The organism is Candidatus Poriferisodalis multihospitum (genome assembly GCF_028283155.1).
Taxonomy (GTDB): Bacteria; Actinomycetota; Acidimicrobiia; order Acidimicrobiales; family Poriferisodalaceae; genus Poriferisodalis; species Poriferisodalis multihospitum.
The window spans coordinates 21,493-45,242 of the sequence record NZ_JAPYOK010000087.1 but is presented as its reverse complement, the minus strand read 5'-3'; the positions used below and the strand labels follow the sequence as shown (position 1 = coordinate 45,242).

At 68.2% G+C, this 23,750-nt stretch carries 27 protein-coding genes and 1 tRNA gene; 15 read left to right on the top strand and 13 right to left on the bottom strand.

The features are described from left to right. Positions 1-82 precede the first annotated feature (82 nt). The 3 genes from VI480_RS08630 to nudC all read left to right on the top strand — a co-directional run bounded on the left by VI480_RS08630 (position 83) and on the right by nudC (position 2,515). The gene (locus VI480_RS08630) at positions 83-811 is read left to right on the top strand and encodes a dihydrofolate reductase family protein (RefSeq protein WP_323672424.1); all 729 of its coding nucleotides are present in this window, start codon (positions 83-85) and stop codon (positions 809-811) included. A gap of 140 nt (positions 812-951) precedes the next feature. Further along, a complete protein-coding gene (gene lexA / locus VI480_RS08625) occupies positions 952-1,608 on the top strand; it encodes a transcriptional repressor LexA (protein WP_323672423.1) in 657 nt (218 codons plus the stop codon). 85 nt (positions 1,609-1,693) lie between these two features. Beyond that, positions 1,694-2,515 carry an NAD(+) diphosphatase gene (gene nudC, locus VI480_RS08620; protein WP_323672422.1) on the top strand — a complete coding sequence of 274 codons (822 nt, stop codon included), beginning with the start codon at positions 1,694-1,696 and terminating at the stop codon, positions 2,513-2,515. Here the strand turns inward: nudC and cysS are convergent, their stop codons facing one another. The 3 genes from cysS to VI480_RS08605 form a co-directional block, all read right to left on the bottom strand. Further along, complete coding sequence (gene cysS, locus VI480_RS08615; RefSeq protein ID WP_323672421.1) at positions 2,516-3,955, bottom strand: cysteine--tRNA ligase; 1,440 nt, start codon at positions 3,953-3,955, stop codon at positions 2,516-2,518. It abuts the gene before it with no gap. 68 nt (positions 3,956-4,023) lie between these two features. Beyond that, positions 4,024-4,815 (bottom strand): hypothetical protein, encoded by a 792-nt coding sequence (locus tag VI480_RS08610; protein WP_323672420.1) that lies wholly within the window; start codon positions 4,813-4,815, stop codon positions 4,024-4,026. An 11-nt stretch (positions 4,816-4,826) separates the two neighbouring features. After that, complete coding sequence (locus VI480_RS08605) at positions 4,827-5,132, bottom strand: helix-turn-helix domain-containing protein (RefSeq protein ID WP_323672419.1); 306 nt, start codon at positions 5,130-5,132, stop codon at positions 4,827-4,829. A gap of 336 nt (positions 5,133-5,468) precedes the next feature. Between VI480_RS08605 and VI480_RS08600 the strand changes: the two genes are divergently transcribed. Genes VI480_RS08600 through VI480_RS08565 form a run of 8 tightly spaced genes read left to right on the top strand, consistent with a single transcriptional unit; the run spans position 5,469 to position 10,547 of the window. Continuing rightward, positions 5,469-6,077, top strand: coding sequence for an RcpC/CpaB family pilus assembly protein (locus VI480_RS08600; RefSeq protein WP_323672418.1), 609 nt, complete (start codon positions 5,469-5,471; stop codon positions 6,075-6,077). Then, a complete protein-coding gene (locus VI480_RS08595) occupies positions 6,074-7,366 on the top strand; it encodes a CpaF family protein (protein ID WP_323672417.1) in 1,293 nt (430 codons plus the stop codon). The genes VI480_RS08600 and VI480_RS08595 overlap by 4 nt, the downstream gene beginning before the upstream one ends. Then, a complete protein-coding gene (locus VI480_RS08590) occupies positions 7,363-8,220 on the top strand; it encodes a hypothetical protein (RefSeq protein WP_323672416.1) in 858 nt (285 codons plus the stop codon). Before VI480_RS08595 ends, VI480_RS08590 begins: the two co-directional genes overlap by 4 nt. After that, complete coding sequence (locus VI480_RS08585) at positions 8,217-8,942, top strand: type II secretion system F family protein (RefSeq protein ID WP_323672415.1); 726 nt, start codon at positions 8,217-8,219, stop codon at positions 8,940-8,942. The genes VI480_RS08590 and VI480_RS08585 overlap by 4 nt, the downstream gene beginning before the upstream one ends. Before the next feature lie 7 nt (positions 8,943-8,949). Continuing rightward, on the top strand, positions 8,950-9,240 hold the full coding sequence (locus VI480_RS08580) for a hypothetical protein (protein ID WP_323672414.1): 291 nt from the start codon (positions 8,950-8,952) through the stop codon (positions 9,238-9,240). Beyond that, the gene (locus VI480_RS08575) at positions 9,237-9,653 is read left to right on the top strand and encodes a hypothetical protein (protein ID WP_323672413.1); all 417 of its coding nucleotides are present in this window, start codon (positions 9,237-9,239) and stop codon (positions 9,651-9,653) included. The genes VI480_RS08580 and VI480_RS08575 overlap by 4 nt, the downstream gene beginning before the upstream one ends. After that, positions 9,650-10,114, top strand: coding sequence for a hypothetical protein (locus VI480_RS08570; protein WP_323672412.1), 465 nt, complete (start codon positions 9,650-9,652; stop codon positions 10,112-10,114). Before VI480_RS08575 ends, VI480_RS08570 begins: the two co-directional genes overlap by 4 nt. Next, positions 10,080-10,547, top strand: a complete 468-nt coding sequence (locus tag VI480_RS08565) for a hypothetical protein (RefSeq protein ID WP_323672411.1) — start codon at positions 10,080-10,082, stop codon at positions 10,545-10,547. The genes VI480_RS08570 and VI480_RS08565 overlap by 35 nt, the downstream gene beginning before the upstream one ends. A gap of 5 nt (positions 10,548-10,552) precedes the next feature. On the opposite strand, the gene hemW is transcribed toward VI480_RS08565, so the two are convergent. The 5 genes from hemW to lepA form a co-directional block, all read right to left on the bottom strand. Further along, positions 10,553-11,644, bottom strand: coding sequence for a radical SAM family heme chaperone HemW (gene hemW, locus VI480_RS08560; protein ID WP_323672410.1), 1,092 nt, complete (start codon positions 11,642-11,644; stop codon positions 10,553-10,555). 6 nt (positions 11,645-11,650) lie between these two features. Next, positions 11,651-11,941: a helix-turn-helix transcriptional regulator gene (locus tag VI480_RS08555; RefSeq protein WP_323672409.1), complete on the bottom strand. Its 291-nt coding sequence runs from the start codon at positions 11,939-11,941 to the stop codon at positions 11,651-11,653. A 1-nt stretch (position 11,942) separates the two neighbouring features. Next, positions 11,943-13,148 carry a molecular chaperone DnaJ gene (dnaJ, locus tag VI480_RS08550; RefSeq protein WP_323672408.1) on the bottom strand — a complete coding sequence of 402 codons (1,206 nt, stop codon included), beginning with the start codon at positions 13,146-13,148 and terminating at the stop codon, positions 11,943-11,945. 11 nt (positions 13,149-13,159) lie between these two features. After that, positions 13,160-14,242, bottom strand: coding sequence for a heat-inducible transcriptional repressor HrcA (hrcA, locus tag VI480_RS08545; RefSeq protein WP_323672407.1), 1,083 nt, complete (start codon positions 14,240-14,242; stop codon positions 13,160-13,162). A gap of 75 nt (positions 14,243-14,317) precedes the next feature. Beyond that, positions 14,318-16,144 (bottom strand): translation elongation factor 4, encoded by a 1,827-nt coding sequence (lepA, locus tag VI480_RS08540; RefSeq protein WP_323672406.1) that lies wholly within the window; start codon positions 16,142-16,144, stop codon positions 14,318-14,320. Between the two features lie 54 nt (positions 16,145-16,198). Here lepA and rpsT point away from each other — a divergent pair, with 54 nt between their 5' ends. Then, the gene (rpsT, locus tag VI480_RS08535) at positions 16,199-16,456 is read left to right on the top strand and encodes a 30S ribosomal protein S20 (protein ID WP_323672405.1); all 258 of its coding nucleotides are present in this window, start codon (positions 16,199-16,201) and stop codon (positions 16,454-16,456) included. 78 nt (positions 16,457-16,534) lie between these two features. Here the strand turns inward: rpsT and holA are convergent, their stop codons facing one another. The 4 genes from holA to VI480_RS08515 are packed head-to-tail and all read right to left on the bottom strand — an operon-like array spanning position 16,535 to position 21,164. Next, positions 16,535-17,506: a DNA polymerase III subunit delta gene (holA, locus tag VI480_RS08530; protein ID WP_323672404.1), complete on the bottom strand. Its 972-nt coding sequence runs from the start codon at positions 17,504-17,506 to the stop codon at positions 16,535-16,537. After that, positions 17,482-19,350: a ComEC/Rec2 family competence protein gene (locus VI480_RS08525; RefSeq protein ID WP_323672403.1), complete on the bottom strand. Its 1,869-nt coding sequence runs from the start codon at positions 19,348-19,350 to the stop codon at positions 17,482-17,484. The genes holA and VI480_RS08525 overlap by 25 nt, the downstream gene beginning before the upstream one ends. After that, a complete protein-coding gene (locus tag VI480_RS08520; protein ID WP_323672402.1) occupies positions 19,337-19,996 on the bottom strand; it encodes a helix-hairpin-helix domain-containing protein in 660 nt (219 codons plus the stop codon). The genes VI480_RS08525 and VI480_RS08520 overlap by 14 nt, the downstream gene beginning before the upstream one ends. Before the next feature lie 10 nt (positions 19,997-20,006). Next, positions 20,007-21,164 carry an MFS transporter gene (locus VI480_RS08515; RefSeq protein ID WP_323672401.1) on the bottom strand — a complete coding sequence of 386 codons (1,158 nt, stop codon included), beginning with the start codon at positions 21,162-21,164 and terminating at the stop codon, positions 20,007-20,009. Between the two features lie 91 nt (positions 21,165-21,255). On the opposite strand from VI480_RS08515, the gene VI480_RS08510 reads away from it, so the two are divergent. Beyond that, on the top strand, positions 21,256-22,302 hold the full coding sequence (locus VI480_RS08510; protein WP_323672400.1) for a phosphotransferase family protein: 1,047 nt from the start codon (positions 21,256-21,258) through the stop codon (positions 22,300-22,302). Between the two features lie 17 nt (positions 22,303-22,319). Beyond that, positions 22,320-23,147 (top strand): TIGR03617 family F420-dependent LLM class oxidoreductase, encoded by an 828-nt coding sequence (locus VI480_RS08505; protein WP_323672399.1) that lies wholly within the window; start codon positions 22,320-22,322, stop codon positions 23,145-23,147. Between the two features lie 11 nt (positions 23,148-23,158). Here the strand turns inward: VI480_RS08505 and VI480_RS08500 are convergent, their stop codons facing one another. Beyond that, positions 23,159-23,545, bottom strand: a complete 387-nt coding sequence (locus tag VI480_RS08500; RefSeq protein ID WP_323672398.1) for a hypothetical protein — start codon at positions 23,543-23,545, stop codon at positions 23,159-23,161. A 100-nt stretch (positions 23,546-23,645) separates the two neighbouring features. Between VI480_RS08500 and VI480_RS08495 the strand changes: the two genes are divergently transcribed. Then, positions 23,646-23,718: transfer RNA gene (locus VI480_RS08495), tRNA-Ala, on the top strand. The last annotated feature ends 32 nt before the right edge of the window (positions 23,719-23,750 follow it).

The window sequence follows — 23,750 nt, the reverse complement described above, 5'->3', positions numbered from 1 at the left end:
TTGCCTGTGCACAACTGCCGGATGCTGTGGATAATCGCCGACGGCAACGCTCGCTGGGGGCAACGGGTGGCAGACTCGCCGCGTGCACCGGCTGTACCCGCTGCCCGCCGAGCCCATCAACGCTGCGCACGCCGCCGGTCGGCAGCGCGCACCGCACGCCGATCGTCCTTGGGTGATGCTCAACATGATTGCGAGCATTGACGGTGCCGCAGCGATCGACGGCTTGTCGGGGGGACTCTCGAGCGAATCTGACAAGACGATGTTTGGGGCGCTGCGCGCCCAGGCCGACACGATCCTGGTCGGTGCGCGCACGGCAAACGCCGAGCGATACCGCCCGGCGCGGCGATCTGGGGCCCGCATTGCCGTGGTCAGCGGATCGCTCAGCGTTGACCCAGATTTGCCGCTGTTCAGCCAGCCGCCGGATCCACCGTCAGCACCGTTGCCACTGGTGGTGACTACCGTCGGCGCAGACTGCGACGCCGCAGAGCGGCTAGCAGACCGCGCGGAGCTTGTACGCGCGGGCGCCGAATCGGTGGATCTGCATGCGTCCTTGAGGCACCTGGAATCGCTCGGAGCTCGCGTCGTGCTCTGCGAGGGAGGACCGGCGCTCAACGCCAGTCTGCTGGCGGCCGACCTCGTGGACGAGGTGAACTTGACACACGCGCCGCTGGCTGTAGGAACCGACGCCCCACGTATCGCCTCCGCGCCTATCGGGGGTTCGCCGGCAGCTCCGCCCCGCGCATTCGCTCTAGAGCAGGTGATCGCCCACGATGATGTGCTCTTCGTGCGCTGGGTGCGCTCGAGAAGCTGACGATTCGAACAAATGCGCGCTGTTTGGAACATTTGTTGTTAGTGTACTGGCCGGAACGAGAGTTCCTTCCATCGACGGGATCACCAGGGCAGGACGGCAACAGATGCCGGGAATGCTGAGATCGACCTGAGAGGTTCACCATGCCAACAATCAGCGCCGCAGACCAGCGGGTAGCACATCTCAATGAGCGCCAGCGCGCCATGCTCGAGTTCATCGACGTGATGCAGCGCGAGCGCGGCTACCCCCCGTCCGTGCGCGAGATCGGCAACGAGGTCAACCTCAACTCGCCTGCGACCGTGCACCGCCACCTGCGAACGCTCGAAGCCGACGGATGGATCCGGCGCGACCCATCGCGGCCCAGGGCGCTCATCATCAACTGCGACTGGCAGACAGGAGTGAAAGGCGAGCGGCGACCGGCCCGTCACGTGGCGCTCATCGGAGAGGTCGCGGCAGGCACCGACGTGCTCGCTCAGCAGAACGTCGAGGAACTGCTGCCGCTGCCAGCCGACTTCACGGGCAGCGGCGAGCTCTTCATGCTGCGAGTGCGGGGCGATTCGATGATCGATGTCGGCATCTGGGATCGCGACTACGTGGTGGCGCGCCACCAGCCCGAAGCGGAAGTCGGCGACATCGTCGTCGCTGGCATCGATGGCGGCGAAGGCACCGTCAAGCGCTACCGGCGCGAAGGCGACAACGTCGTCCTCGAACCGGCAAATCAAAGCCACAGTCCGATCATCCGCCCCGCCGACGAAGTCACCATCTACGGCAAAGTCGTGACGGTGATCCGCCGCCTGTAGCGGCGGACGATCAAAGACAGCGGCGGCTCTAGCCGCCGGACCGTCAAGCACAGCGCCTGTGGGCGCCGTGTGGTCAACTTGACCAGTGTTCACGGTTCTGACCCAGCCGCCTGACGACCTCGACGACACATCGCGGGTGTGGATACCCGTCCGCTCAGGCACGGTCTTCACTGAGCCGGGCAGCGGCCTGTGCGCAAGCTCCACGGCACCCGTCGGGGACGGTTCGCCGCCAGCCTCATTCCTCGGCGTGCTCGACGGTCTCGGCGTCTGGGCTGTCGACATGGATCCCGCCGAGGGGCCGTCGCTGGACGAGGGCGATCTGGAGCCCGTGCCGCTGCGCAAGCTCTATGGCCGCATTCCCGACGAGCACTGGCAGATCGCTGGCCGCGCCGCACAGATCGTGGAGTTCGAGCGAACCCATCGCTATTGCGGACGCTGCGGAAACCCAACGAACACCAACGCATCAGATCGGGCGAGAGTCTGCAGCAACTGCGGTCACATGGCGTTTCCGAGGCTCAGCCCCGCGATGATCGTTCTCGTCGAACGCGGCCCCGAGGTGTTGCTCGCCTGGGGCCGGCAGTTCCCCGGCCGCTTCTACAGCGCCCTCGCCGGCTTTGTCGAACCCGGTGAGAGCCTCGAGGACGCCGTGGCCCGGGAGGTCTACGAGGAAGTCCAGATCACGGTTGGCAACGTCCGCTATTTCGGAAGCCAGCCGTGGCCGTTCCCACACTCGCTGATGTGCGGCTTTACCTGCGAATGGCTAGCCGGCGAGATCGAGATTGACCCCGAAGAGATCGTCGAAGCCGGCTGGTACACCGCAGACAGCCTGCCCCCGTGCCCGCGCGGCGGGATGTCAATCGCCGGCTGGCTCATCGACGACTGGCTGAAGCGAACCGCAGCCGGCTGATCATGCGCGGTGCCAGGTAGCGCCCGCGGGTCCGTCGGAGACGACGATGCCTGCTGCGGTCAGATCGTCCCGGATGCGGTCGGCGGTGTCGAAGTCGCGAGCTGATCGCGCCGCGGCCCGCTGTGCCAGCAGTGCGTCCACCTCGGCATCGGCGAGCCCGTCGTCGCGATGATCTTCGCCGCCGTCATCACCGCAGGTGAGCCCCACCACACCGAGCAGGTGCAGTGCCGTGCGCGCCGATCGGGAAGCCTCGGCCGGCGCTGCTCCGTCGAGTGAGGCATTCGCCCGGCGCACAAGGCGGAAGATCACGTCGAGCGCTGTGGGCGTGGAGAAATCGTCGTCCATGGCCGCTGCGAACGCCACCACGGCTTCGACATCCACGTCGGGAACCGTCCCGCGTTCGATGTCAGGCCGCCGCACTGCAGCGTCGGTGCCTGCGAGGATGCCCGCAGCGGCGAGCCGGCGGGCGAAGGCATCGAGCCGGCCGACAGCGCTGCGGGCCGCTTCAAGCGAGTCGGACCCCATCTCCATGGTGCGCCGGTAGTGGGTCTGCAGCACCAGCAAGCGCACAGCGCGGGGGCCGACTGCGTCGATCGCGTCGGCGAGCTGCGTGTAGTTGCCCAACGACTTGGCCATCTTCTGGCTGCCGACGTTCACCATGGCGCTGTGCACCCAGTAGCGGGCAAACGCTTCGCCCATGGCGGTCACCTGGGCGCACTCGTTCTGGTGGTGGGGAAAGATCAGGTCGTCTCCCCCGCCGTGGATGTCGAAGCCGGGCCCGAGCGCGCTGAGCGACATCGCCACGCACTCGGTGTGCCAGCCGGGCCGGCCCTCCCCCCACGGCGTTTCCCAGCACGGCTCGCCCGGCTGAGCGGCCTTCCAGAGCGCGAAATCCAGCGGCGAGCGCTTGTCGGGGTCGACGTCAACCCGAGCACCGGCATCTGCGTTGAGCTGTTCCAAGCTCCGGCCCGCCAACGCGCCGTATCCGGGTGCAGCGTCGACTGCGAAGTACACGCCCTTGCCCGGCACGGCGTACGCGGCACCGAGCGAGAGCAGCTCAGCGATCACGTCGATCATCTGCGAGATGAAGTGCGTGGCATGGGGTCGCGTGTGAGGCGGCAGCACGCCGAGCCGATCCATCTGCTCGTCGTATGCGGCTGTGAACTCGGCAGCGACATCGGCCTCGGAGCGCTGATCGCGCCGGGCGCGCTCCACGATCTTGTCGTCGATGTCGGTGACGTTCGATGCCACCGTCACCTCATATCCAGACCACTCCAGGTAGCGCCGGATGACGTCGTAGGTCAGCGCAGTGCGGCCGTGGCCGAGGTGGGGCACGTCATACACCGTCGGTCCGCAGACGTACATCGAGATCGCGCCCGGCGTTCGCGGGACGAAGGCGGTCTTGCGCCGCGTCATCGTGTCGAAGATCTGCAAGCTCACTGATGCCGGAATCCCGCTCGGGCTGCAAGGGTACCGATGAGCCGCGCGGTGGCCTTGGGGTTTTCCGTTCAGCTAACGGCGCTGGTCACGCTCCAGATCGCGAGGTTGTGGAATGCATGCAGCACCAGGCCCGCCCACCAGCCGTACCGCACCCGCGCGATGGTGAACATGAGCCCCAACCAGATCTGTGGGCTCACCACCAGGGGTGCCACGACAACCGTCGCGAAGGACCAGGTCACGTCGTAGTTGGCAAGGTGCACGATGCCGAACGCGGCGATCGAGCACCACACCGGCCAGCGCGGGTGGGCCGCCCACCATCGAGCAACGCGGTCGCGCCATGTCGAGAGCCCCGCCCCGGACTCGGCGCCGGCTTCGGGCCGCGCCACCCCGGCGACGAGCGATTGGATCCACAGGGCACCTGACAGCAACACGATGAGAGCGAAGAGGGCTGTGACGACCATGACAGGACCGTCGCCTCCCGTAAAGAACAGGAGTCCGAGTGCCCCGCCGATCGCGAGCGCTCCTAGGTGCAGGCGGGCGGTCAGCGACAGCCGGAAAACAAGCTCCTCGACCACGGGGGCCTGCAGCGCGACGACAAGGAATTGCCTGACGACGGGCAGTTCGAGCAGTTCGTTCGGCAGTGTGTGCTCATAGCCGGTTCTCGCCGCAAGCTGGGACACCGCGAGCAACGCGAGCGCGCCGCCAAGCCCGAGAACGAACAGCAGGGCGAGGCCCCCGGGCCAGTGCCGCCGATTCGCGGCGGCGCGCCAATCGGGGTACGCGCCGAAGCCCGGGCTGACGGTGCTCCACAGGCCCCCTGGCGCGCCGGCGTCAGCGGGTGAAGTGCCCTCGTCGTTCAAGCGCCGTCGACCTACCCGGCTTCTTCGTCGGGATCGTCTGGGCGGGCTTCGGGATAGAGATGCTCGAGGCTCCCCGGCTCGACCCTGCATTCCTCGATGAATGTGTCCACATCGCTCAGTCGCAACCGGATGACACGCCCGAACCGGTACGCCGGCAGGTCACCCCGGTCGATGAAGCGGTACAGCGTGCGGGTGGTGATGCCCATGCGGTCTGCGGCCCTCAGCGTGGACAGCCAGATGATCTCTTCGTAGGGAACCTGGTGCTGTTCTTCGCCTGCTGCACCGTCGTCGCCTGATTCGGTCGGCTCCTCAGCCATCTCGCACCTCGCAGTCGGTCGGCTGTTGGCGCTCGAGGGATGTGATCGATCCCTGCAGGCAAACGCTAGTGCGCGAGCCGGCGGCCAACGTGCATCTCAACATCAATCATTGATATTACGCGCTGTACCGCCGTATTTATGCGACCTACTGAGTCAGTTTGCTGAAATTTTGATAATTATTTGGTGACTTCACGCATACATGATTAAGTCTGCGGCGTGCCCGTAGATCCGCTGTCGCCAACCGATCATCGGGCTCCGCCGCCTGCATCTGCAGCAAGGCGCCCCAGCGGTGCTGGCCGGTCATCGCTTCGCCCACGCGTCATCGCGGGTGGGATCTTGTGCAGTGCTGCAGCGCTGGGATTGTGGTGGGCGTTCGAGCACTCAGCGGCTGCGCCCGAGACCAGTTACGTGGTCGCTCGGGCGCGGCTCGCTCCGGGCAAGGTGATCGAAGCGGCAGATGTTGCCTTGGTCTCCATCCGCTTGCCGGCCGAGATCGAAGCGACGGTCTTCGGCGAGGGCGACGGCAGCGACGTGGTGGGCAGCGTGGTGCTCGAAGCCGTTCATGCCGGGGAACTGCTGACGCGGGGTGACATCGGCTCGCGCCGATCAACTGCTGGTCGAGACGCGGGCTATGCCGTCGCGGTCGAGCTCGATCGCCCCGCAGCCCTCAACGGGCTGATCGCGGCCGGCGAACGAGTCGACGTCGCCGTCACCGATCGCAACCTCGCCGATGGTGCCGATCCGGACACGCCCGGTCTAGTAGCGGCCGACGCCCTCGTGCTCGACGTCGACGACGACGCCGGTACAGAACAACCGTCGGGCACAGTCACCGTCACCCTGCAGGTGCACGACCGCTCGGCCGCCGTCTCGGTTGCCGCAGCCGCCGATGCGGGTGCCATCACATTGATCCGGCCCTGGGGGACTTCTCCAAAGGCGGCGACATGACCGATCCGGCAACCCTCGCCGAGATCGAACGGTCGGTTTCGGAGCGCGCCCGTCACAGCGGCCTGGACCCGCGTGCGCCAGGCGCGGATCGGGCAGTCACCGGGCTCGCCCACGAGGAGATCCGTCGCTGGAACCTCGACTTCAAGAGCGGCGTTCACAGCCATGCGATCGACGACGCCGACGCCCTTGCCGACCGGGTCGTGCGCAACCTGCTCGGTTACGGACCGCTTGAAGCGCCGCTGGCCGATGCCGATGTCTGGGAGCTCATGGTCAATGCGCCGCATGAGATCTTCGTCAAGCGCCACCACGGTCCGAGCGGTCAGCACGACGAGTCGTTCCACGATGACGAGCACGTCCGGCGCACGCTGACGAGAATCATCGACGACGCGACGGCATCCCACCGCAAGCTGGATCCCAGCGAGGGACTGCAGGACGCGCAGCTCGACAATGGCGCCCGCCTGCACATCGTCCATCCCGACATCGGCCGCGGCGGTCACCTCATCTTCAACATCCGCAAGTTCACCGGGATCGCATTCTCAAGCCTGAGCGAGCTGACGGCGGTCGGGACGCTGACCGGCGAGATCGCCGAGTTCCTGCGCTGTGCTGTGCGTGCCCGCCTGTCGATTCTGATCGCAGGCGCACCTGGCAGCGGCAAGACGACGCTGTTGGGATGCTGCGCTGCCGAACTCGACCCGCGCCTGCGGGTGGTCACCGCCGAGGAAGTGTTCGAACTCGACATCCCACTACCCAACGTCGCCGGAATGCAGACCCGGCCGGGCCGGACCGAGCGAGCTCCCGTGGACTTGCGGCGCCTGGTGGCCGGCTTCCTGAGAATGGCGCCGGATGTGGCCATCGTGGGCGAGGTGCGAGACCGCGAGGCGGTGCCCTTGCTGCTGACGCTCTCCAGTGGGGTCACCGGCTACGCCACCATCCACGCAGGATCCGCACGCCAGGCGCTCGGCCGGCTGCGGCTCATGTGCCAGCTCGCTCCTGATGTGGGTGAGATGCCCGCGGCGGCGATCAGCCAGCTCGTGACCGAATCGATCGACATCGTGGTGCACCTCTGGCGCGGTCCGGCCGGTGTGGAGGTCACTGAGGTCGTAGCGGTCGAGGAGCCCGAAGGCGACGGCAGCATCTCGTTCGACACCACGCCGCTCTACGCGCCGGCACGCCACGGCCAGCCGCCGGAACGAACCGCTCACGTCTCCCGGCGGGTGACGTCACGGCTCGCCGCCGCCGGAATGGAGATGCCCCCGCCCTGCGAGGGTGGGGTGGGTGCGCCGGCGTGACCGCCTTGGCATTCATTGCCGCCGGCGCTGCGGGCGTGTGGCTGTTGTCAACCCCCGGCGGCGACTCGGCCACCAGCGCCGCGTGGCGACGTGCATCAGCGCATCGGTCAGCATCGACAGCTCCCCCGACTTCGGTACCCCTGCTGCACAGCGTGCCGGCCGGCGTTGGCGCGGCCGTCGTCGGATGGATCGGCGCCTGGACGCTGTTCGGCGGCGTGGCAGCACCCGCGCTCGTCGCCTTGCTCGCTGCAGCGATTCCCCCGTGCGCAGCGACACAACGCCGCCGTCGCCGCGCTGCGGACTCCTGGCGAGCGTGGCCTCGACTGCTAGCGGAGATCCGGGTGCTGGTGGCTCACCAGGGTCAGTCGATCCCGGCCGCACTGTTCGCCGCGGGCAAGCACGCTCCCGACTGCATGCGGCCGGCGTTCTCCGAGGCGGCGCGCACGTGGTCATTGGGCACGGATTTCGAGGCTGCGCTGCGGGTTCTCAAGGCGTCGCTCGCGGATCCGACCGCAGACGCGATCTGCGAGACGCTGCTGGCCGCACACCAGGTCGGCGGGGTGCGGATCGATGCTCGACTGCGGGCGCTGGCCGAGGCGGCCCAAGCCGAGGCTGCCGCTCGCTCCGATGCCCGGGCCAAGCAGGCCGGGGCCCGGTTCGCACGCAGCTTCGTCGCGTCGGTACCCGCGTTCATGGCCCTGATCGGCCTGAGCATCGGGCGCGGTCGGCAGGCCTACGAGTCGGCTGACGGTCAGCTGCTCGTGGCGTTCAGCGTGCTCGCTGTAGCCGCCTGCTGGCTATGGGCTGGGCGGATCATGGCGATCCCTGTGCGGCAGCGGGTATTCCCGCGGTGATCACTGCAGCCTCGCTCGTGCAGCGCATCGCCTCGCTGGCGAATGCCGATGCCGAACTCGCTGTCCGGCTGCGCGCAGCGGGCATTGCCCGGTCCCCATTCGAGTTCCGCTCACGGCAGATCGGCGGCGCAATCACAGCCCTCGCCGCTTCGGGCACAGCGCTCGCTGCCATCGGCGCACGACCGCTGCTTGGACTGGCCGGGGCGCTTGGAGTGGCTGCCGCCGTCTACGGCGCATCCGAGCATCTTCTCGGGAGGTCGATGGCATCGCGGCAAACGCAGATCACCGAAGAGCTGCCGATCGTCGCCGAGCAGACCGGCATGCTGCTCGCGAGCGGCATGTCGCTCACCAGCGCACTGGATGCCGTTGCCCGGCGCGGGCACGGCATCTGCGCCGAGGGACTGGAACGTGTCGGCGCCCGCGTCGCCGGTGGCGCTGCAGTCGAGGTGGCGCTGGCCGAGTGGGCGGACGATGCCGGTTCGGCGGAGATCCGCAGATTCGTCGGCGTGCTCACCCTGCACGAGGACGCGACCGATGTCGCTGCGCTGGTGTCAGACGAGGCCCGTTCGGCGCGCATGGAGGCGCACCGGCGCCTCATCGCCCGCATCGAGCGTCGAAGCGAGCAGGTGTGGATTCCCGTCACCGTCGCGGCGCTGGTGCCCGGGTGCGTCCTGCTCGCGATCCCGTTCAGCGATGCCCTCAGCGGGTATGCGGCGCTATGAGCCGGCAATGAAAGGACAACCCATGTACGACAGCCTCATGTACACCGCTCCGATAGCGGCTGCGCTCAGCGCGGCGTGTGCCGCCGCGCTTGCCGCTGCAGGTACGGCCCAGAAGGGGCCACGGCAGGGACGACACAACGAGCCCAGACGCAATGAGCGCGGCGAGGGAGTGATCTCGGCGGCGATCGCCGTGCTGATCATCGCCTCGCTTGGCGCCCTCATGTGGGTCGGCTTCAAGACGCTCTGGGAGAACGCCGAGGAAACGACGAATTCTGAGATCGCGAAGATCGGCAAGTGACCCCTCTGCACGCGAAGCCGTGCCGCGATGATCGCGGTGCCGGCCTCGTCGCTCTGCCGTGGGCCGTTTTGGCGTTCCTGATCTTTCTCACGCTGGCTGTCCAAGCTGCCGTGTACTTCTACAGCACCTCGGTTCTCACGGCAGTCGGCCACGATGCAACACGCCGGGCAGCGTTCGGCGGTGGCAGCCCGGCGGCAATCGCCGATGCTGAGCGATGGCTGCGCTCGGCCGTCGGTCCTGCAGTGGACATCGAGCGGCTCCGCTGGAGCTCCACCGATGAAGTCGTCGCGCTCGAGTTGACGGCGAGGCCGCCGTCGGTGCTCATCGATGCCTCTGCGCTGATCGGCCTGCAGACTGTCGAGCGCCGGTTCGAGGTGCGGCGCGAGCTGGCTCGCTTCGCCGGCTCGTCGTGAGGCGCGTCGCCGCCAGACGCATCCGCCGTGACGCGTCGGGCGTCGTCGGGGCCGAAGTGCTGCCGTTCGTCATACTGGTTTTCGTCGGGGGCACGCTGGTGTTCGCGCAGGCTTGGGCAGCGCTGGATGCCAAGATCGCTGCTGTCGCCGGCGCGCGGGAGGCAGCCCGGACATTCGTCGAGCATCGCGGGCCTCGCTTCGGCGATGCCGCCGACGCCTCCGTCGTCGCTGGCATGCAGGCAATGTCGGGCTACCGGCCGAGTGGCTCGGCATCGGTTCAGCCGGTCGGCGCCGTCCGGTTGCGCCGCTGCGAGCGGGTGACCTTCGAGGCCACCCGGGAGGTACCTCGCTTGGCGCTGCTCGGCGGCCGGTGGTCGCCGGTGACTGCCAGCGCCCGCGCCAGCGAGTTCGTCGATCCCTTCCGGCATGGCCTCAGTGGTCGCGCTCTCTGTGGGCAGTGAACGCGGCTCGGCGCTGCTGCTCGTTCCCGCCGGTGTGCTGATCGTGGCACTGCTGGCGAGCGTCGCCGTCGACAGCACTGCCGCCTTCCTGGCGCAGCGCGAGGCACAAGCAGCAGCATCCTCGCTCGCGAACGACCTCGTCTCGCTTGCCCTCGACGAGTCCTCGCTTCGCCATCACGGGTCCTACCGCCTCTCGCCCTCCCGGCTCCGACGGTTGGAGCTGTGGAGCCAGCGGACGGCGCAGGAGCGGTTGTCGGCGGTGTTCGAGCCCGGATCCATATCGGTGGCAATCAGCGCCGCTGGCCCGGCGGCCGTACGGGTGTCGGTGAAAGGCTCGGCACGGCGAGTCATCGGCTTGATCGGGAACGTCAGTGGGCAAGCGAGCCGGCCCGTCGCCGCGGAGGCGGTCGGTCGTGTCCGGCTCTCCGGCTAGGTCCGCTAATGCTCGGAGGGCAGACCGAGCCGCACGGCCACTTCGTTGGCGAGCAGACGCCCTCGCGCGGTCAGCTTGAGCCGGCCCCCGGCGCCAGGTTCCAGCAAGTGCTTCACGTCGCCAGGCACTGCGTCGGCAGGAACACCGGCCGACGTGCGCAGCGCAAGCTGCAATGCCTCGACGCGGCGCTCGTCGGGCCCCAGCTTCTCGCTGCCTGCCATGGGTGAGGTGCCGGCTGAGATCGCCGCAATGAACCGCTCGGGCGTGCGGACGCTCCAGTAGCGGCGGCCGTCGCGATGGCTGTGCGCGGCGCAGCCGATACCCGCGTAGGAGCCTTGCCGCCAATACAGCAGGTTGTGCCGGCATTGCGCACCGGGCCGAGCCCAGTTGGAGATCTCGTAGATCTCGTAGCCCGCTTGGGCAAGCAGCTCATCGGCGAGCAGGTACTTGTCGGCCATCTCGTCTTCGTCGGGATGTCGCGATGGGTCGTCGCCGAGCGGCGTTCCAGGCTCGGGTGTCAGGCCGTACACGCTCAGGTGGTCGGGCTCGAGATCGACGGCTTCAACCAGCGTCTGCTTCCAGTCGGGAAGCGATTCGGCCAGCGAGCCGTAGATCAGGTCCAGGTTGAGCTGCCCGATGCCGGCATCGCGGACTGCGTCTACCCCCGCAGCCACCATCGGCGGGTCATGGCGACGGCCCAGCGCGTCGAGCACATGGGGAACTGCAGACTGCACGCCGAGGCTGATGCGGTTCACGCCGAAGGCCTGGTATGCCTGCATCTGTTCTGGCGTGACGAGGTCCGGGTTGCACTCCACTGTGATCTCAGCGTCCTGTGCCAGGGGCAGCTCCTCCAGCACATCACCGAGCAACGAAGGCTGCACCAAGTTCGGCGTGCCTCCGCCGAAGAACACCGAAGTCACTGGTGGCATGCCGGCCGCCAGCTCCTGGGCCTGCCGGCGGCAGCTCGCCATGTAGTCGCCGATGAGGTGGCTGCGATCGGTCCAAGTGGCAAACGCGCAGTAATCGCAGCGGTGCGTGCAGAACGGGATATGGCAATAGACGCCGAATGCGCGCGATGCGCTGCCTTTGTCAGTCACAACCGGTCACAACACTGAATCGGGCGGGTAGCGCTGCGATACCGCATGGTCCCGGTCGCTGTTCTGATCGCCGTCAGGCAGCAGCTCGGCGGGCGACACGCGGTAGAGCTCCGCCAAGCGCAGCAGCCGATGCGCGGCCAACCCCCGCTCGCCACGCTCATAGGCCCCCAGCACCGACGTTCGAAATTCACCGCCGGAGGCCTCCTCGACCTGCGCCAGCGTCATGCGCCGCCGTTTGCGCACCGCCCGCAGCCGCTCCCCCACCAGTGCGTTGAGAGAAGCGCTGTCGGCGGGCATCTCAGCCCTTGCTGCGACGCATGCGCCGTTGCCGGGCTTCAGTGCCGCCCCGAGCCTTGGATCGCTCAGCGCGAGCTTCGTCACGTGCATGTTCACGATCGTGCGACTCGGCCGTCGCGGGCCGATCAACAACGATCCCGTCCACCTGTTCGCCACGTTCGCTGGCGACTTCTCTCAGCTTGGCAACCTCGGATTTCGAGAGCTTCTTCGGGATGTCCACACGGACCACCACATGCAGGTCACCGCGCCCACGCCCGTTGGCGCGCGGCACGCCGAGCCCGTTCAACCGGATGGTGTCGTTCGGCTGGGTGCCGGCTCTCACCGCCAGTTCCCGTGGTCCGTCCAGCGTCTCGAACGTCACCTTTGCCCCCAGGGCAGCTTGCAGCATCGTCACCGGCAGCTCGGCCACGAGGCTCTCGCCCTGCCGTACGAATACATCGGATTCGGCGACGCGCAGGTGCACGTACAGATCGCCTGCGGGCCCGCCGCGGGGTCCCACCGATCCTCGGCCGCTCAGGCGAAGCGTGGCACCGGAGTCGACGCCGGGCGGCACCCGCACGACGAGCGAGACATGCTCGGCTCGGCGGCCTTCCCCCCGGCAGGATCCGCACGGGTCAATAATCTCCATGCCGGTCCCGCGGCACTGGCCGCACGGCGCAGTGGTGACCATCTGGCCCAGCAGGCTCTGGCGCACCTGGCGAACCTGCCCCGCGCCCCCGCAGACGCTGCACACCGTCGGCGACGTGCCCTCCGCGGCACCCGAACCGCCGCAGTCGTCACACGACACCAGCGTCCGCACGTCGATCGGCCGGTCGACGCCGAAGACGGCCTCGGCAAAATCGAGATCGACCACCGTCTCGTGATCGTCGCCGCGCGGCGGGCCCGAAGCTCGGCGGGATCGACCGCCGCCGAAGGGGTTCCCCCCGAAGAACGACTCGAAGATGTCGCTGAGATCGAAGTCGAATGCCGGGCCGCCCATCCCGCCACGCAAGCCCTCATGCCCGAAGCGGTCGTAGCGGGCCCGTGCTTCAGGGTCGGAGAGCACGGCATACGCCTCGCTGATCTCCTTGAAGCGGGCCTCGGCCTCGCCGTCGCCCGGGTTCGCATCAGGGTGGTGCTCCCGAGCCTTTTGCCGGTAGGCGCGCTTGAGGTCGCCCTCGCTGACATCACGGCTCACCTCAAGCAGCTCGTAGTAGTCGGCAGGCATCTGTGGCAGGTCTATTGCGGGACCGATGGCGAGATGCCCACGGGTGCCTGCGCGACGTCGCCGTCGCCGAGAGCATGCGCGACGTCGCCGTCGCCGAGCGAGGCCGACAGCCGCCGGCTCACCGTGTGCACCGCCGCCAGCGCCTTCGAATAGTCCATCCGGGTCGGGCCCAGCAGCCCCACGCTGCCGACCGTGCGGCCGTCGACCTCGTAGGGCGCGACCACCACCGAGCAGTCCGCCAGCGGCTTCATCCCCGTCTCGGACCCGATGGCCACGCTGAGGCCGCGGTCGACAAGGCTGCGCAGCAGCGTCACCACCATCAGCTGCTCCTCCAGCACCGACAGCACCGAACGAAGCGACGACACGGCCTCGAACTGCTCGGTGATCTTGGCCGTCCCGCCCACATAGAGCTCGCCGGGGTGCGATTGGTCGTCGGCCAGCGCGGCCAGCGCCGCCGCCACCAGCGCATCGGTCGCTGCATCGCCGGTCTCGGGGACGGTCGGCGGCTGCGATCGGGTGCGCCCTACGAGCGCTTCGGCCAGGATCGCGGAGGCTGCTCCTGCGGTCGGCCCTTGAGCTGCGTCGGCCAGTTCCCGGTTGTTGTACACGTCGACGTAAGTGCGCTCCACGACGCCCGACGACATCACCAGCACCACGAGCAGCCGGCCGCCTCCGAGGTCCACCAGCTGGGCAGACCGGATGCTGTCTCGATCGTGCCGGGGGGCGACCACCATCGCCGCGTACTCGGTCAGGTCCGACAGCAGCCGGCTCGTGTCGGCGAGCAGCTCCTCGATCTGCCCCTGGGCGTGAGCGAAGAACGCCCGCACCTGCCGGACCTCGGTGTTGTCGAGCGAGCCCGGCCCTAGACCGTCCACGAAGTACCGGTAGCCCGCCTCAGTCGGTACCCGACCTGCGCTGGTGTGCGGCTGCATCAAGTAGCCGCCGGCCTCCAGCGCTGCGAGATCATTGCGGACGGTCGCGGGCGACACATCAAGACGGGTCAACTCGAGCACCGCGGCCGATCCGACCGGCTGCGCGCTCTCGATGAAGTTCTCGACTACCGCCTGCAGCACCGTGGCTCTGCGCTCGTCCATCACTCCTCCGCAGGCCGTACCCGCAATAACCCGATGCTACCGACCCCCTTCAGGCCAGCTTCGGGCCGGCGCAACTCACTGGTCGAGGCGCAGCGCGGAAACGAACGCCTCGTTAGGCACCTCGACACGCCCGATCGCCTTCATCCGCTTCTTGCCTTCCTTCTGACGCTCCAGCAGCTTGCGCTTGCGGGTTATGTCACCGCCGTAGCACTTCGACAGCACATCCTTCCGCTTGGCCTTGACCGTCTCGCGGGCGATGATGCGCCCACCGATGGCGGCCTGGATCGGCACGTCGAAGAGCTGGCGCGGGATGAGCTCGGCCAGCTTCGCCGTAATGGCCTTGCCGTAGGGATAGGCGCCGTCACGGTGGCAGATAGCCGAGAACGCATCCACCGGTTCGCTATTGAGCAAGATGTCCACCCGCACCAGGCGCTCGGCGCGGTAGCCCGCGTGGTCGTAGTCAAGGCTGGCGTATCCCTGGGTACGGCTCTTGAGCTGGTCGAAGAAGTCGGTCACGACCTCTGCCAGCGGCAGCTCGTAGCGCAGCTCCACGCGTTCGGGCGACAGGTAGTCCATGGAGGTCATCGTGCCCCGGCGCGACTGGCACAAGTCCATGACAGCTCCTGTGTAGGTGCTCGGCGTCAGCACCGACACCGTGAGCATCGGCTCTGAGATCTCGGCGATCTGACCGGCCGGCGGCAGGTCAGACGGGTTGTCGACCTGCAGCTCCTCATCGTCGTCGGTGCGCACCCGGTAGGCCACAGAGGGCGCGGTCGCGATCAGCGAGAGCCCGAACTCGCGCTCGAGCCGCTCACGAACGATCTCCATGTGCAGCAGGCCGAGAAAGCCGCAGCGGAAACCGAACCCCAGCGCACCTGATGTCTCGGGCTCGAACGTCACCGAGGCGTCGTTGAGCCTCAGCTTCGCCAGTGCCTCACGCAGATCGGGGTACTCGTCGCCGTCGACGGGGTACAGGCCGCAGAAGACCATCGGCTTCGGGTCGTCGTAGCCGGCCAGCGGTGCATCCGCCGGGGCAGCCGCCGAGGTCACCGTCTCGCCCGAGCGAGCTTCTGCCACGTCCTTGATGCCGGCGATGAGATACCCCACCTCGCCGGGGCCCAGCGCGTCGGTCGGCGTCACCGCAGGCAGGCGCAGGCCCACCTCTTCAGACAGGTGCAGGCCGCCGGCGTGCATGAAGCTCAACCGGTCGCCGGCGCACAGCCGGCCGTTCATGACTCGGACCGAGGAGACGACGCCGCGGTACTGGTCGAAGTGGGAATCGAAGATCAGCGCCTGGAGCGAGGCGTGCGGATCGCCGCCCGGCGGGGGGATCCGCTCGATGATCGCATCGAGCAGCGCTTCTACGCCCTCGCCGGTCTTGGCCGAGATAGCCAGCACCTCGCTCGAGTCGATGCCCAGCACCCGCTCGATCTCCGATGCGTACAGGTCTGGCTCAGCCGCGGGAAGATCGATCTTGTTGAGCACCGGGACGATGGCGAGATCCGACTCGAGGGCCAGGTAGCAGTTCGCCAGCGTCTGCGCCTCAATGCCCTGCGCTGCATCGACGAGCAGCACCACGCCTTCGCATGCCGCGAGCGACCGGCTGACCTCGTAGCCGAAGTCGACATGTCCAGGCGTGTCGATGAGATGCAAGGTGTGGCCCCGCCAGCTCACCCGGACGTTCTGGGCCTTGATGGTGATGCCGCGCTCGCGCTCGAGCTCCATCGAATCGAGGTACTGGGCGCGCATCGAGCGCTCTTCCACAGCACCGGTCAACTCCAGGATCCGGTCCGACAGCGTGGACTTCCCGTGGTCGATGTGGGCGATGATCGAGAAGTTCCGAATCGATCCGGTTCCGGCGCCGCCGATGGGTGAGCCTTCCCGTTGTTGCACGTGGGGCATCGCAGGCCGCACGGTACCCTGCGAGGCCGGTTTCGAGACGGAGAGCATGCCTTCGTGGCCAACATCAAGAGCCAGATCAAGCGCAATCGTCAGAACGAGGCGCGGCGGGTGCGCAATCGTGCCGTGCGCTCAGAACTGCGGACGCGCGAGAAGGCGGTGATGGCAGCGGCCGAGGCGGGCGAGCCCACCGACGAGCTCATCCGTCTCGCTCAGAAGCGGCTCGACAAGGCCGCTGCCAAAGGTGTCATCCACCGGAACGAGGCGGGCCGGCGCAAGTCGCGTCTGATCACTCGCTCGGCATCCAGAGGCTGAGCCGGCAGGCGAAGCCGTGGCCCGAGCGGCCCGTGAGCGCAGCGAACAAGAGCGGGAAGCAAGCGGCTGAGCCGGCAGTCAGCGGGCACCGGCGGCGAGCCGCGCACAGAGGATCTCGGCAACGCAGCGAGCGTCGAGTCCGGACCGTCCGCGCATGTCCATGTCGGCCGCTGCGAGCAGCTCGACAGCTCGGGCAATCCCGTCGCTGCCCCGCCGTCGGCATCCATCCATTGCCTTGCGGGCCGGAAACGTGGAGCCGCGCAGGCCGAGCACGGCAGCGGCTTCCTTCTCATTCGCGGCACCGGCGCCGTCCAGGCGGGCCATCCGAGTGATGTGGTTGGCGACCGTGGCCGTCACGGCCAAGGGGTGCCGGCCCGCACCCCACATGCGCTGCAGCACCGCGAGGGCGGCACCGACGTTTCCCTTGTCGATGGCATCAGTCAGCTCCCACGGCGGAACGTCGCCCTCGGCGCCCAAGTAGGGCTGCACGTCGTCGAAGCTCAGCCGTGCCCCTTCGCCGAAGACGGCCCCAAGGGTTTCGAGCACTGCGCCGAGACGGCTGAGCTCGTTGCCGAAGTGATCGGCGACGCTGGCGCGGGCGCGCGCATCGAGCTGGACCGGCGCCTCCGCGAGACGTTCTTCGAGCCATGTCCGGCGATTGCGCGCCCCGCCGGGCACGTCGGATGCGACCCGGTGGCCCCCGGCGGTCTCGACGGCCTCGGCAAGCTGGCGAGGCACTCGGCCCGAGTCCCACTCGAGCACGAGGTCGGTGGTCGGGCAGGGATCGTCCAGCCATGCGATCAGCACAGCCACGTCGGCGGTGCCGAATCGGCTGAGCCCACGGGCCACCACCACCCGATGGGTTGCCAGCATCGGCGGCGTCGAAGCCGAGATGACGACATCGGCCAGCACGTACTCGTCGCCCGAGAACTCGTCGAGCACCTCTGCCCGGTCGGCATCGCCCACGAGCTCGGCCACAGCAGCCAGCACCGCTTCGGCGGTGAGTATCTCGTCGGCCCCGCTGATCAGCCGAACCGTGCCGCCTGCCACTCGTTCGACGCTACTTCGGTCGAGACATGCAAGCGATCTGCCGCGGGCTCGACGGTGAGGCCGGCGACGCGGACGGGCTCGGTCACGGCCTCATAGGTGACCCGGCCGCCGAGGCCCGCCGGCGCGAGGACCTGACCTATGTCGTGACGGGCATGCACTGCACGTACTGCTTCGCGGCCTGAGCGGCTTGCCGAGCGCGCTACGAGCACGTCGATGCGATCGATTCCTGCCGCTGCCAGCTGGCCCAGAGCGCGAGACGGGTCCGGGCGATCCACCACGACGATCACGGGATCGATGCGCGGCACGGCGAGGTGCGGCCCCAAGGGCAGCGGCTGCTGGTGGCTGCCAGCCACTATCCAGACACCGACACCGGCTGCCACCACCGCCGCGCTGCCAGCCACCGCGCCGAGATTGCGCAGCAGGAAACCCCCCGCCACGCAGCATCCGACAACCGCAGCTCCAGCAGTCAGTTCAGCGACCTCGATCTGCGGCCAGCCCAGCGATGCGCCCCATTGCGCTACCCCCGCCACCCACCCCATCATCAGCTTGGTCGGCAGGTGCAGCACCGATGCGACTGCGTCGCCGGTGAGGCCGCCCGTGAGGCCGCCGACGAGGCCCCAGACCATGGCCGGGCCTGCGACCGGGCCTGCCAGCACGTTGGCGGGAATGCTCACGAGCGGCAACGAACCGAAGACCGCGAGCTGCACAGGCAGCACCCCCGCTTGGGCGCTCAGGGTGGCGGCGAGCGCCAGGCGCAGCCATGGCGGCCCCCACAGCAGGCGGGAAATGGGGCGGGCCCCAATCACGATGGCGGCGGTCGCGGCAACCGACAGCTGGAAGCCGACCGAGCGGACGAGCAGCGGGTCGACCAGCAGCAGCACGATGATCGCCAACGCCAGCAGCCGCGTCGCCGATGCCCGCCTGCCGACGGCGTGCGCGCCGACAGCCAGAGCTGCGAGCACGCACGCCCGCAGCACCGAGGGCTCACCCCTGGTCAGCACGGCGAACTGAACAAGCAGCGCGGCCACGGCAACCAGCCGGGCCCAAGGTCGAAGCCCGGCCAGCAAGGGCGCGAACAGCAGCAGCACGAATGCCACGTTCGATCCCGACACGGCGAGCAGGTGGGTGAGCGATGTCGCCCGGAAGTCGTGCACGACTTCCGGCAGCTGCCCCCGATCGTCGCCGTATACGAACCCGGCGAGCAGCGCAGCATCCCGCTGCGACAGCGATTCGCCCGACGCCTCCACGAGCCCGCGCAACGAGTTCGCTATGCGGAACGGCGCGCTACCGCCGTCGACGCGATATGCCGTACGGATCTGGGCAGTCCCGGCAAGATGCCGGGGCCACAGGAAGGGACGGTCGGCGGGCTCAGCCGGTTCGACGGTCACGCCGAGGCGCCAGCGCTCCCCCATCGCCGCGTCCTCCAGCTGCCATGCAGCGGGGCCCCGCGCCCTGCCCTCCCACCGATGTTGGGCGCCGTCAATCGTCGCGCTGAACAGCACAACCAGGGCACCGGAGCGCCAGCGGGGATCGCCGACCAGTTGCACTTCGCCTTCGAAATCGCCTCCCGTCACCGCGCTGAGCTGGGAGAGTTGCGCTCCCATGGCCGCTGCGGCAAGCAACACCAGGCCAGCCGGGATGAGCACCCGTGCACGGCTCGCTATGCCCACGGCACCGAGTCCGATACCCAGAGCAGCACCCCACCACCACGTCCCCCGCCACGACACCGGGGGCGCCGAGAGCGCGCCGGCCGCGGTGGCGATGGCACCTGCGACCAGCCACCGGTCGGCAACAGCGCTGAGACCTCCGAACCGGCGCGGCGCCGGAAGCTCAGACTGTCGCATGGGGTCGCAGCCGGGACAGCTTGGAGGGCCCGATCCCGGGCACCTGCTCGAGTGCATCCAGGGTCGCGAACGGACCGTGCTCGGTCCTGTAGGCGATGATCGCCGCCGCCAGTGACGGGCCGATGCCCGGCAGCTCGTCGAGCTGCGATGCCGTGGCGGTGTTGACGTCGATCGGACCGGCGGAATCTGAGCCCGACCTGTCGCCCGCAGGCACCTCTCCCTCCACCGGCACGTAGATCTGCTGCCCGTCGCTCAGCCGTTCTGCCAAGTTGACCGCTGCGTCATCGGCGGCGGCTCGGAGCCCGCCAGCTGTGTCGACCAGGTCGCCAACCCGCGACCCGGCAGGGACGTCGTAGAGCCCCGGCTGCCGCACCGCGCCGGCAAGGTGCACCTTCAGCAGCGACGGCTGCGTCGTCGCTACAGGAAGCGGTGCTTCGTCCGCAGCGAGCGGCAGCTCGATGGGCTCGGGCGAGCCATGGTGGACCCCCACCAGGAATCCTGCGGCGACCACCGCGCCGACAGCGCCGAACAGCGCCAAGACCGGCACCACGCCGACCCGCCGTGCGAAACCCGCTGCCTCTGCCGCGACCGAACGCCAATCGGTGGAGCGCCCATGTGCTGAGGGCCCTGGACCCGGCGCCCGCATGAATGCGACCCTAGTGAGACTGTGTGATTACCTTTGGTGGAATTTTCACTGCTTTCAGTCTCAGCATCGCAATCACTGCGAGGATCAGGCAGGCCACCGCCCAGCCGCCGAACAGCCAACGCGGCCCGAGCTGGCCGTACAGCGGCGGGCCGCCGAATGCAGCACCGGCCGCGACAAGCAGACCGACAGCTTCCAACACTCCGGTCCCCATCGCCGCCTGCTCAGCACCAGTGGCCTCGAGCACCAGCACTTGGGCACCCATCACGCCATATGACTCGGTGACCGCTTCGGCGAGGCCGACGGCGATGAAGCTCGCCAGTCCGCCGATCCAGCCATACAGCAGCACTGCCGGAACGAAGAGCAGCAGCGCGGGGACACCGACGCGACCTCCGCCGAGGCGTTCAGCCAGGGCACCGGTGTACGGCGGCAACGCCATCAGCGGGATGCCGATGATGAGCAGCCCAACAGCCAGCTCTCCCGACGACAATCCCACGTCGGTGAGGTAACGGTCGACGGTCGCGTCAAAGATGCCGATCAGGCCCCAGATGCCGACGTGCACGCAGATGGCCGCCTGAACCCGAGGGCGGCGGAGCAGGTTGCCGAGATCCGAGTAATCCACCGAAGCCGCAGCGATCGGCGACTTCGAGATCAGCACCGCTGCGACCGGTCCGAGCAACAGCATCAGCGTGCCGGTGAGGAGGAACGGGGCCTCGAACGAGATGCCGCTGAGCGCCGCCCCGATCGCTGGACCGCTGATGAACCCGGCCACTGCGCACGACAGCAGGCCGCCCACCTTGGCGCCGCTGCCACTGATGTCGCGGCCAATCAGCGCCTTGCGAGCCACTAGGCCGAACAGTCCGAACGACAGGCCGGCCAGGGCCCGGCTCGTCACGAGCGACCATGTTTCCTCTGCGAACACGAAGCCGAAAGCGCCGAACACCGCTGCCGTCACCGAGATCCATGCCACGAGACGGTGATGGCCCCGGTCGACCAGCGGCGAGAGCAGCAACTGCGCCAACAAACCGGCAACGAAGCCGGCGGCGGCCACCATGCCCAGCTCCAGGTGGGAGAGGCCGTATCGATCTTGCAGATCCGCCAGGTAGGCGAAGATGACGCCCATCGAGGCCGTGACGAGGAACTGCGTGGTGTAGATCGTCACGAACAGCACCGGCGAAGCGTATTGGCGCTGGCGGTGGGCACCGCTGCATCGCCGCGGCCATGATGGAGCGCTGTGGGGTCGACAAGAGGAGGGAACGACGGTGTCTGATGCAGCCTCCGATGCCAGCGGTCCGGTCGCCGGCATCGATCCGCTGCCGGTCACGGCGTGGATGGCCGAACGGGTCGAGCTCAACCCGCCGTTGCAGTTCGAGATCATCGCCGGCGGCCACTCCAACCTCACCTACCGCGTCAGCGACGCCGCCGGCCGCCGGTGGGTGCTGCGCCGCCCGCCGCTGGCGCACCTGCTGGCCGGGGCGCACGACATGGTGCGCGAGCACCGCCTGCTGTCATCGCTGGAGCCCACCGAGGTGCCCACGCCCCCGGTCGTGGGCCTGTGCACCGACGACGAGGTGAACGGCGCCGACTTCTATGTGACCGACTTTGTCGACGGCACCGTGTTGCGCTCGCTTGACGATGCCGAGGCGCTGACCCCCGAGGCCCGTGGGGAGCTGAGCCGGCGGATGGTAGGGGTGCTCGCCGCCATCCACAGCACCGACTTGGAGGCGACCGGGCTCGCCACCCTCGGCCGGCCGGAGGACTACGTGGCTCGGCAGCTCCACGTTTGGCGCCGCCAGTTCAACGCCATGACCTCGCGAGACCTGCCGATCATCGAACGCGTCCACGACGTGCTGGTGGCCTCAATCCCGCCGCAGACCGAAGCCACGCTGGTCCACGGCGACTACCGCCTCGACAACTGCCTCTCAACCACCGACGGAGACCTGGCGGCCGTGCTGGATTGGGAGATCTCCACGCTGGGCGACCCCGTTGCAGAGCTGGGGTTCCTGCTCGGCTACTGGGTCGAGCCCGACGACGGCTTCAACCCGCTCGGGCACGACGCCACCGCTGCCGACGGCTTCTGGACCCGCGACCAGCTCACCCATGCCTACGCGGAGATGACCGGCCGCGACGTCAGCAACATCGAATGGCACTTCGCCTTCGCGAGCTGGCGCCTGGCGTGCATTCTCGAAGGCGTCCATGCGCGTTATGTGGGCGGCGCGATCCCCGAGATTCCCCCTGAGGTACACGAGTTCCCGCAGAGCATCGTGTCGCTGGCCGAGCGGGCCGAGTCGGTGCTGGCAAACCTCTAGCCACTATCGTCCCCGCCATGAAGGTAGACGGCGGCCTCGGAGTCACTAGCGGATTCGATGGGATCATCGAATCGAGTCGGGATCAGGAAGCGTTGGGGTACGACGGTCTGTGGGTGCCAGAAACCAGCCACGACCCCTTCACCATGCTGCCCCTCATGGCGCATGCCACTTCCACGGTGGAGCTGGGCACGAGCATCGTGGTGGGTTTCGCCCGTAACCCGATGTCGCTGGCCTACAGCGCCAACGACATCCAGCTGCTGTCGGAGGGCAGGTTCATCCTGGGGCTCGGCAGCCAGATCCGCCCGCACATCACCCGGCGGTTCTCGATGGAGTGGTCCAAGCCGGCTGCGCGCATGCGCGAGATGATCATGGCGATCAAGGCCATCTGGGACTGCTGGAATAACGGCGAGAAGCTGAACTTCCGGGGCGACTTCTACGAGCACACCTTGATGACACCGTTCTTCGACCCCGGCGAGAACCCGTACGGCGCGCCCCGGCTGGCGCTGGCCGGCGTGGGCCCGCTCATGACCGAGGTGGCCGGCGAGACCTGTGACATCTTCCTGTGCCACGGCTTCACCACCGAGAAATACCTGCGTGAGGAGACGATCCCGGCGATCGAGCGGGGTGCGGAGCGGGCCGGCCGTGATCCCAGCGAGATCACCATCTCGGGCCCGTCGTTCATCGTGACCGGCAATTCCGAAGAGGCCATGGAGAAGGCGCGCCAGGCGACCAAGCAGCAGGTGGCGTTCTACGTCGACGACGTGGTGGACCGGGTCAGCTTCTACGCCCCCTACCAGGGCGACCGCTCCCGCTGGGAGACGATCTTCAACGACCTGAAGAGCTAGCCCCCGCTGGCTCAGGTGCTGAGCGGAGCGCAGTCTGAACCGCAGTTGGGGTTCGTAGCCGGCGTGGCCGGCGTCGCAGGCCGGTGCAGTACGCCCGACGTCGGCCGCAACTCCAGTTCAAGCCCGTCGGCCCCGTCGACCGTGTGCGCGACCGCATCCACGATCATCGAGTAGCCGCCCGGCTCGAACGGCGCCCACAGCACCGAGATCGTCGGCCGCTGCGCCACATTGGCCGCCGCCGAACGGCTGGCACCACACCGCAGCACGTCACCGTCGAGCCGCATCGCCAAGTGGGCGATGTGCGGCGTCGCGTCGTCGCGCACCGTCAGCACGTATGCAGCGTTGCCGAACTGCTCCATCTGTTTGCCGATGTCGCCGGGCTCCACGGGGATGCTCATGTGCCCGACGATATGCCCGCAGTGCACCGCTTGCGCGCCGGATCGCCCCTCCGATCCACTCTCAGTTCTGAGCAGCGCGCTGGTATCGTCGTGGAGCCTCGGGGCTATAGCTCAGTTGGTAGAGCGCTTCCATGGCATGGAAGAGGTCAGGGGTTCAATTCCCCTTAGCTCCACCCGACGGACTTGCCAAGAATTCCCAGTTCTG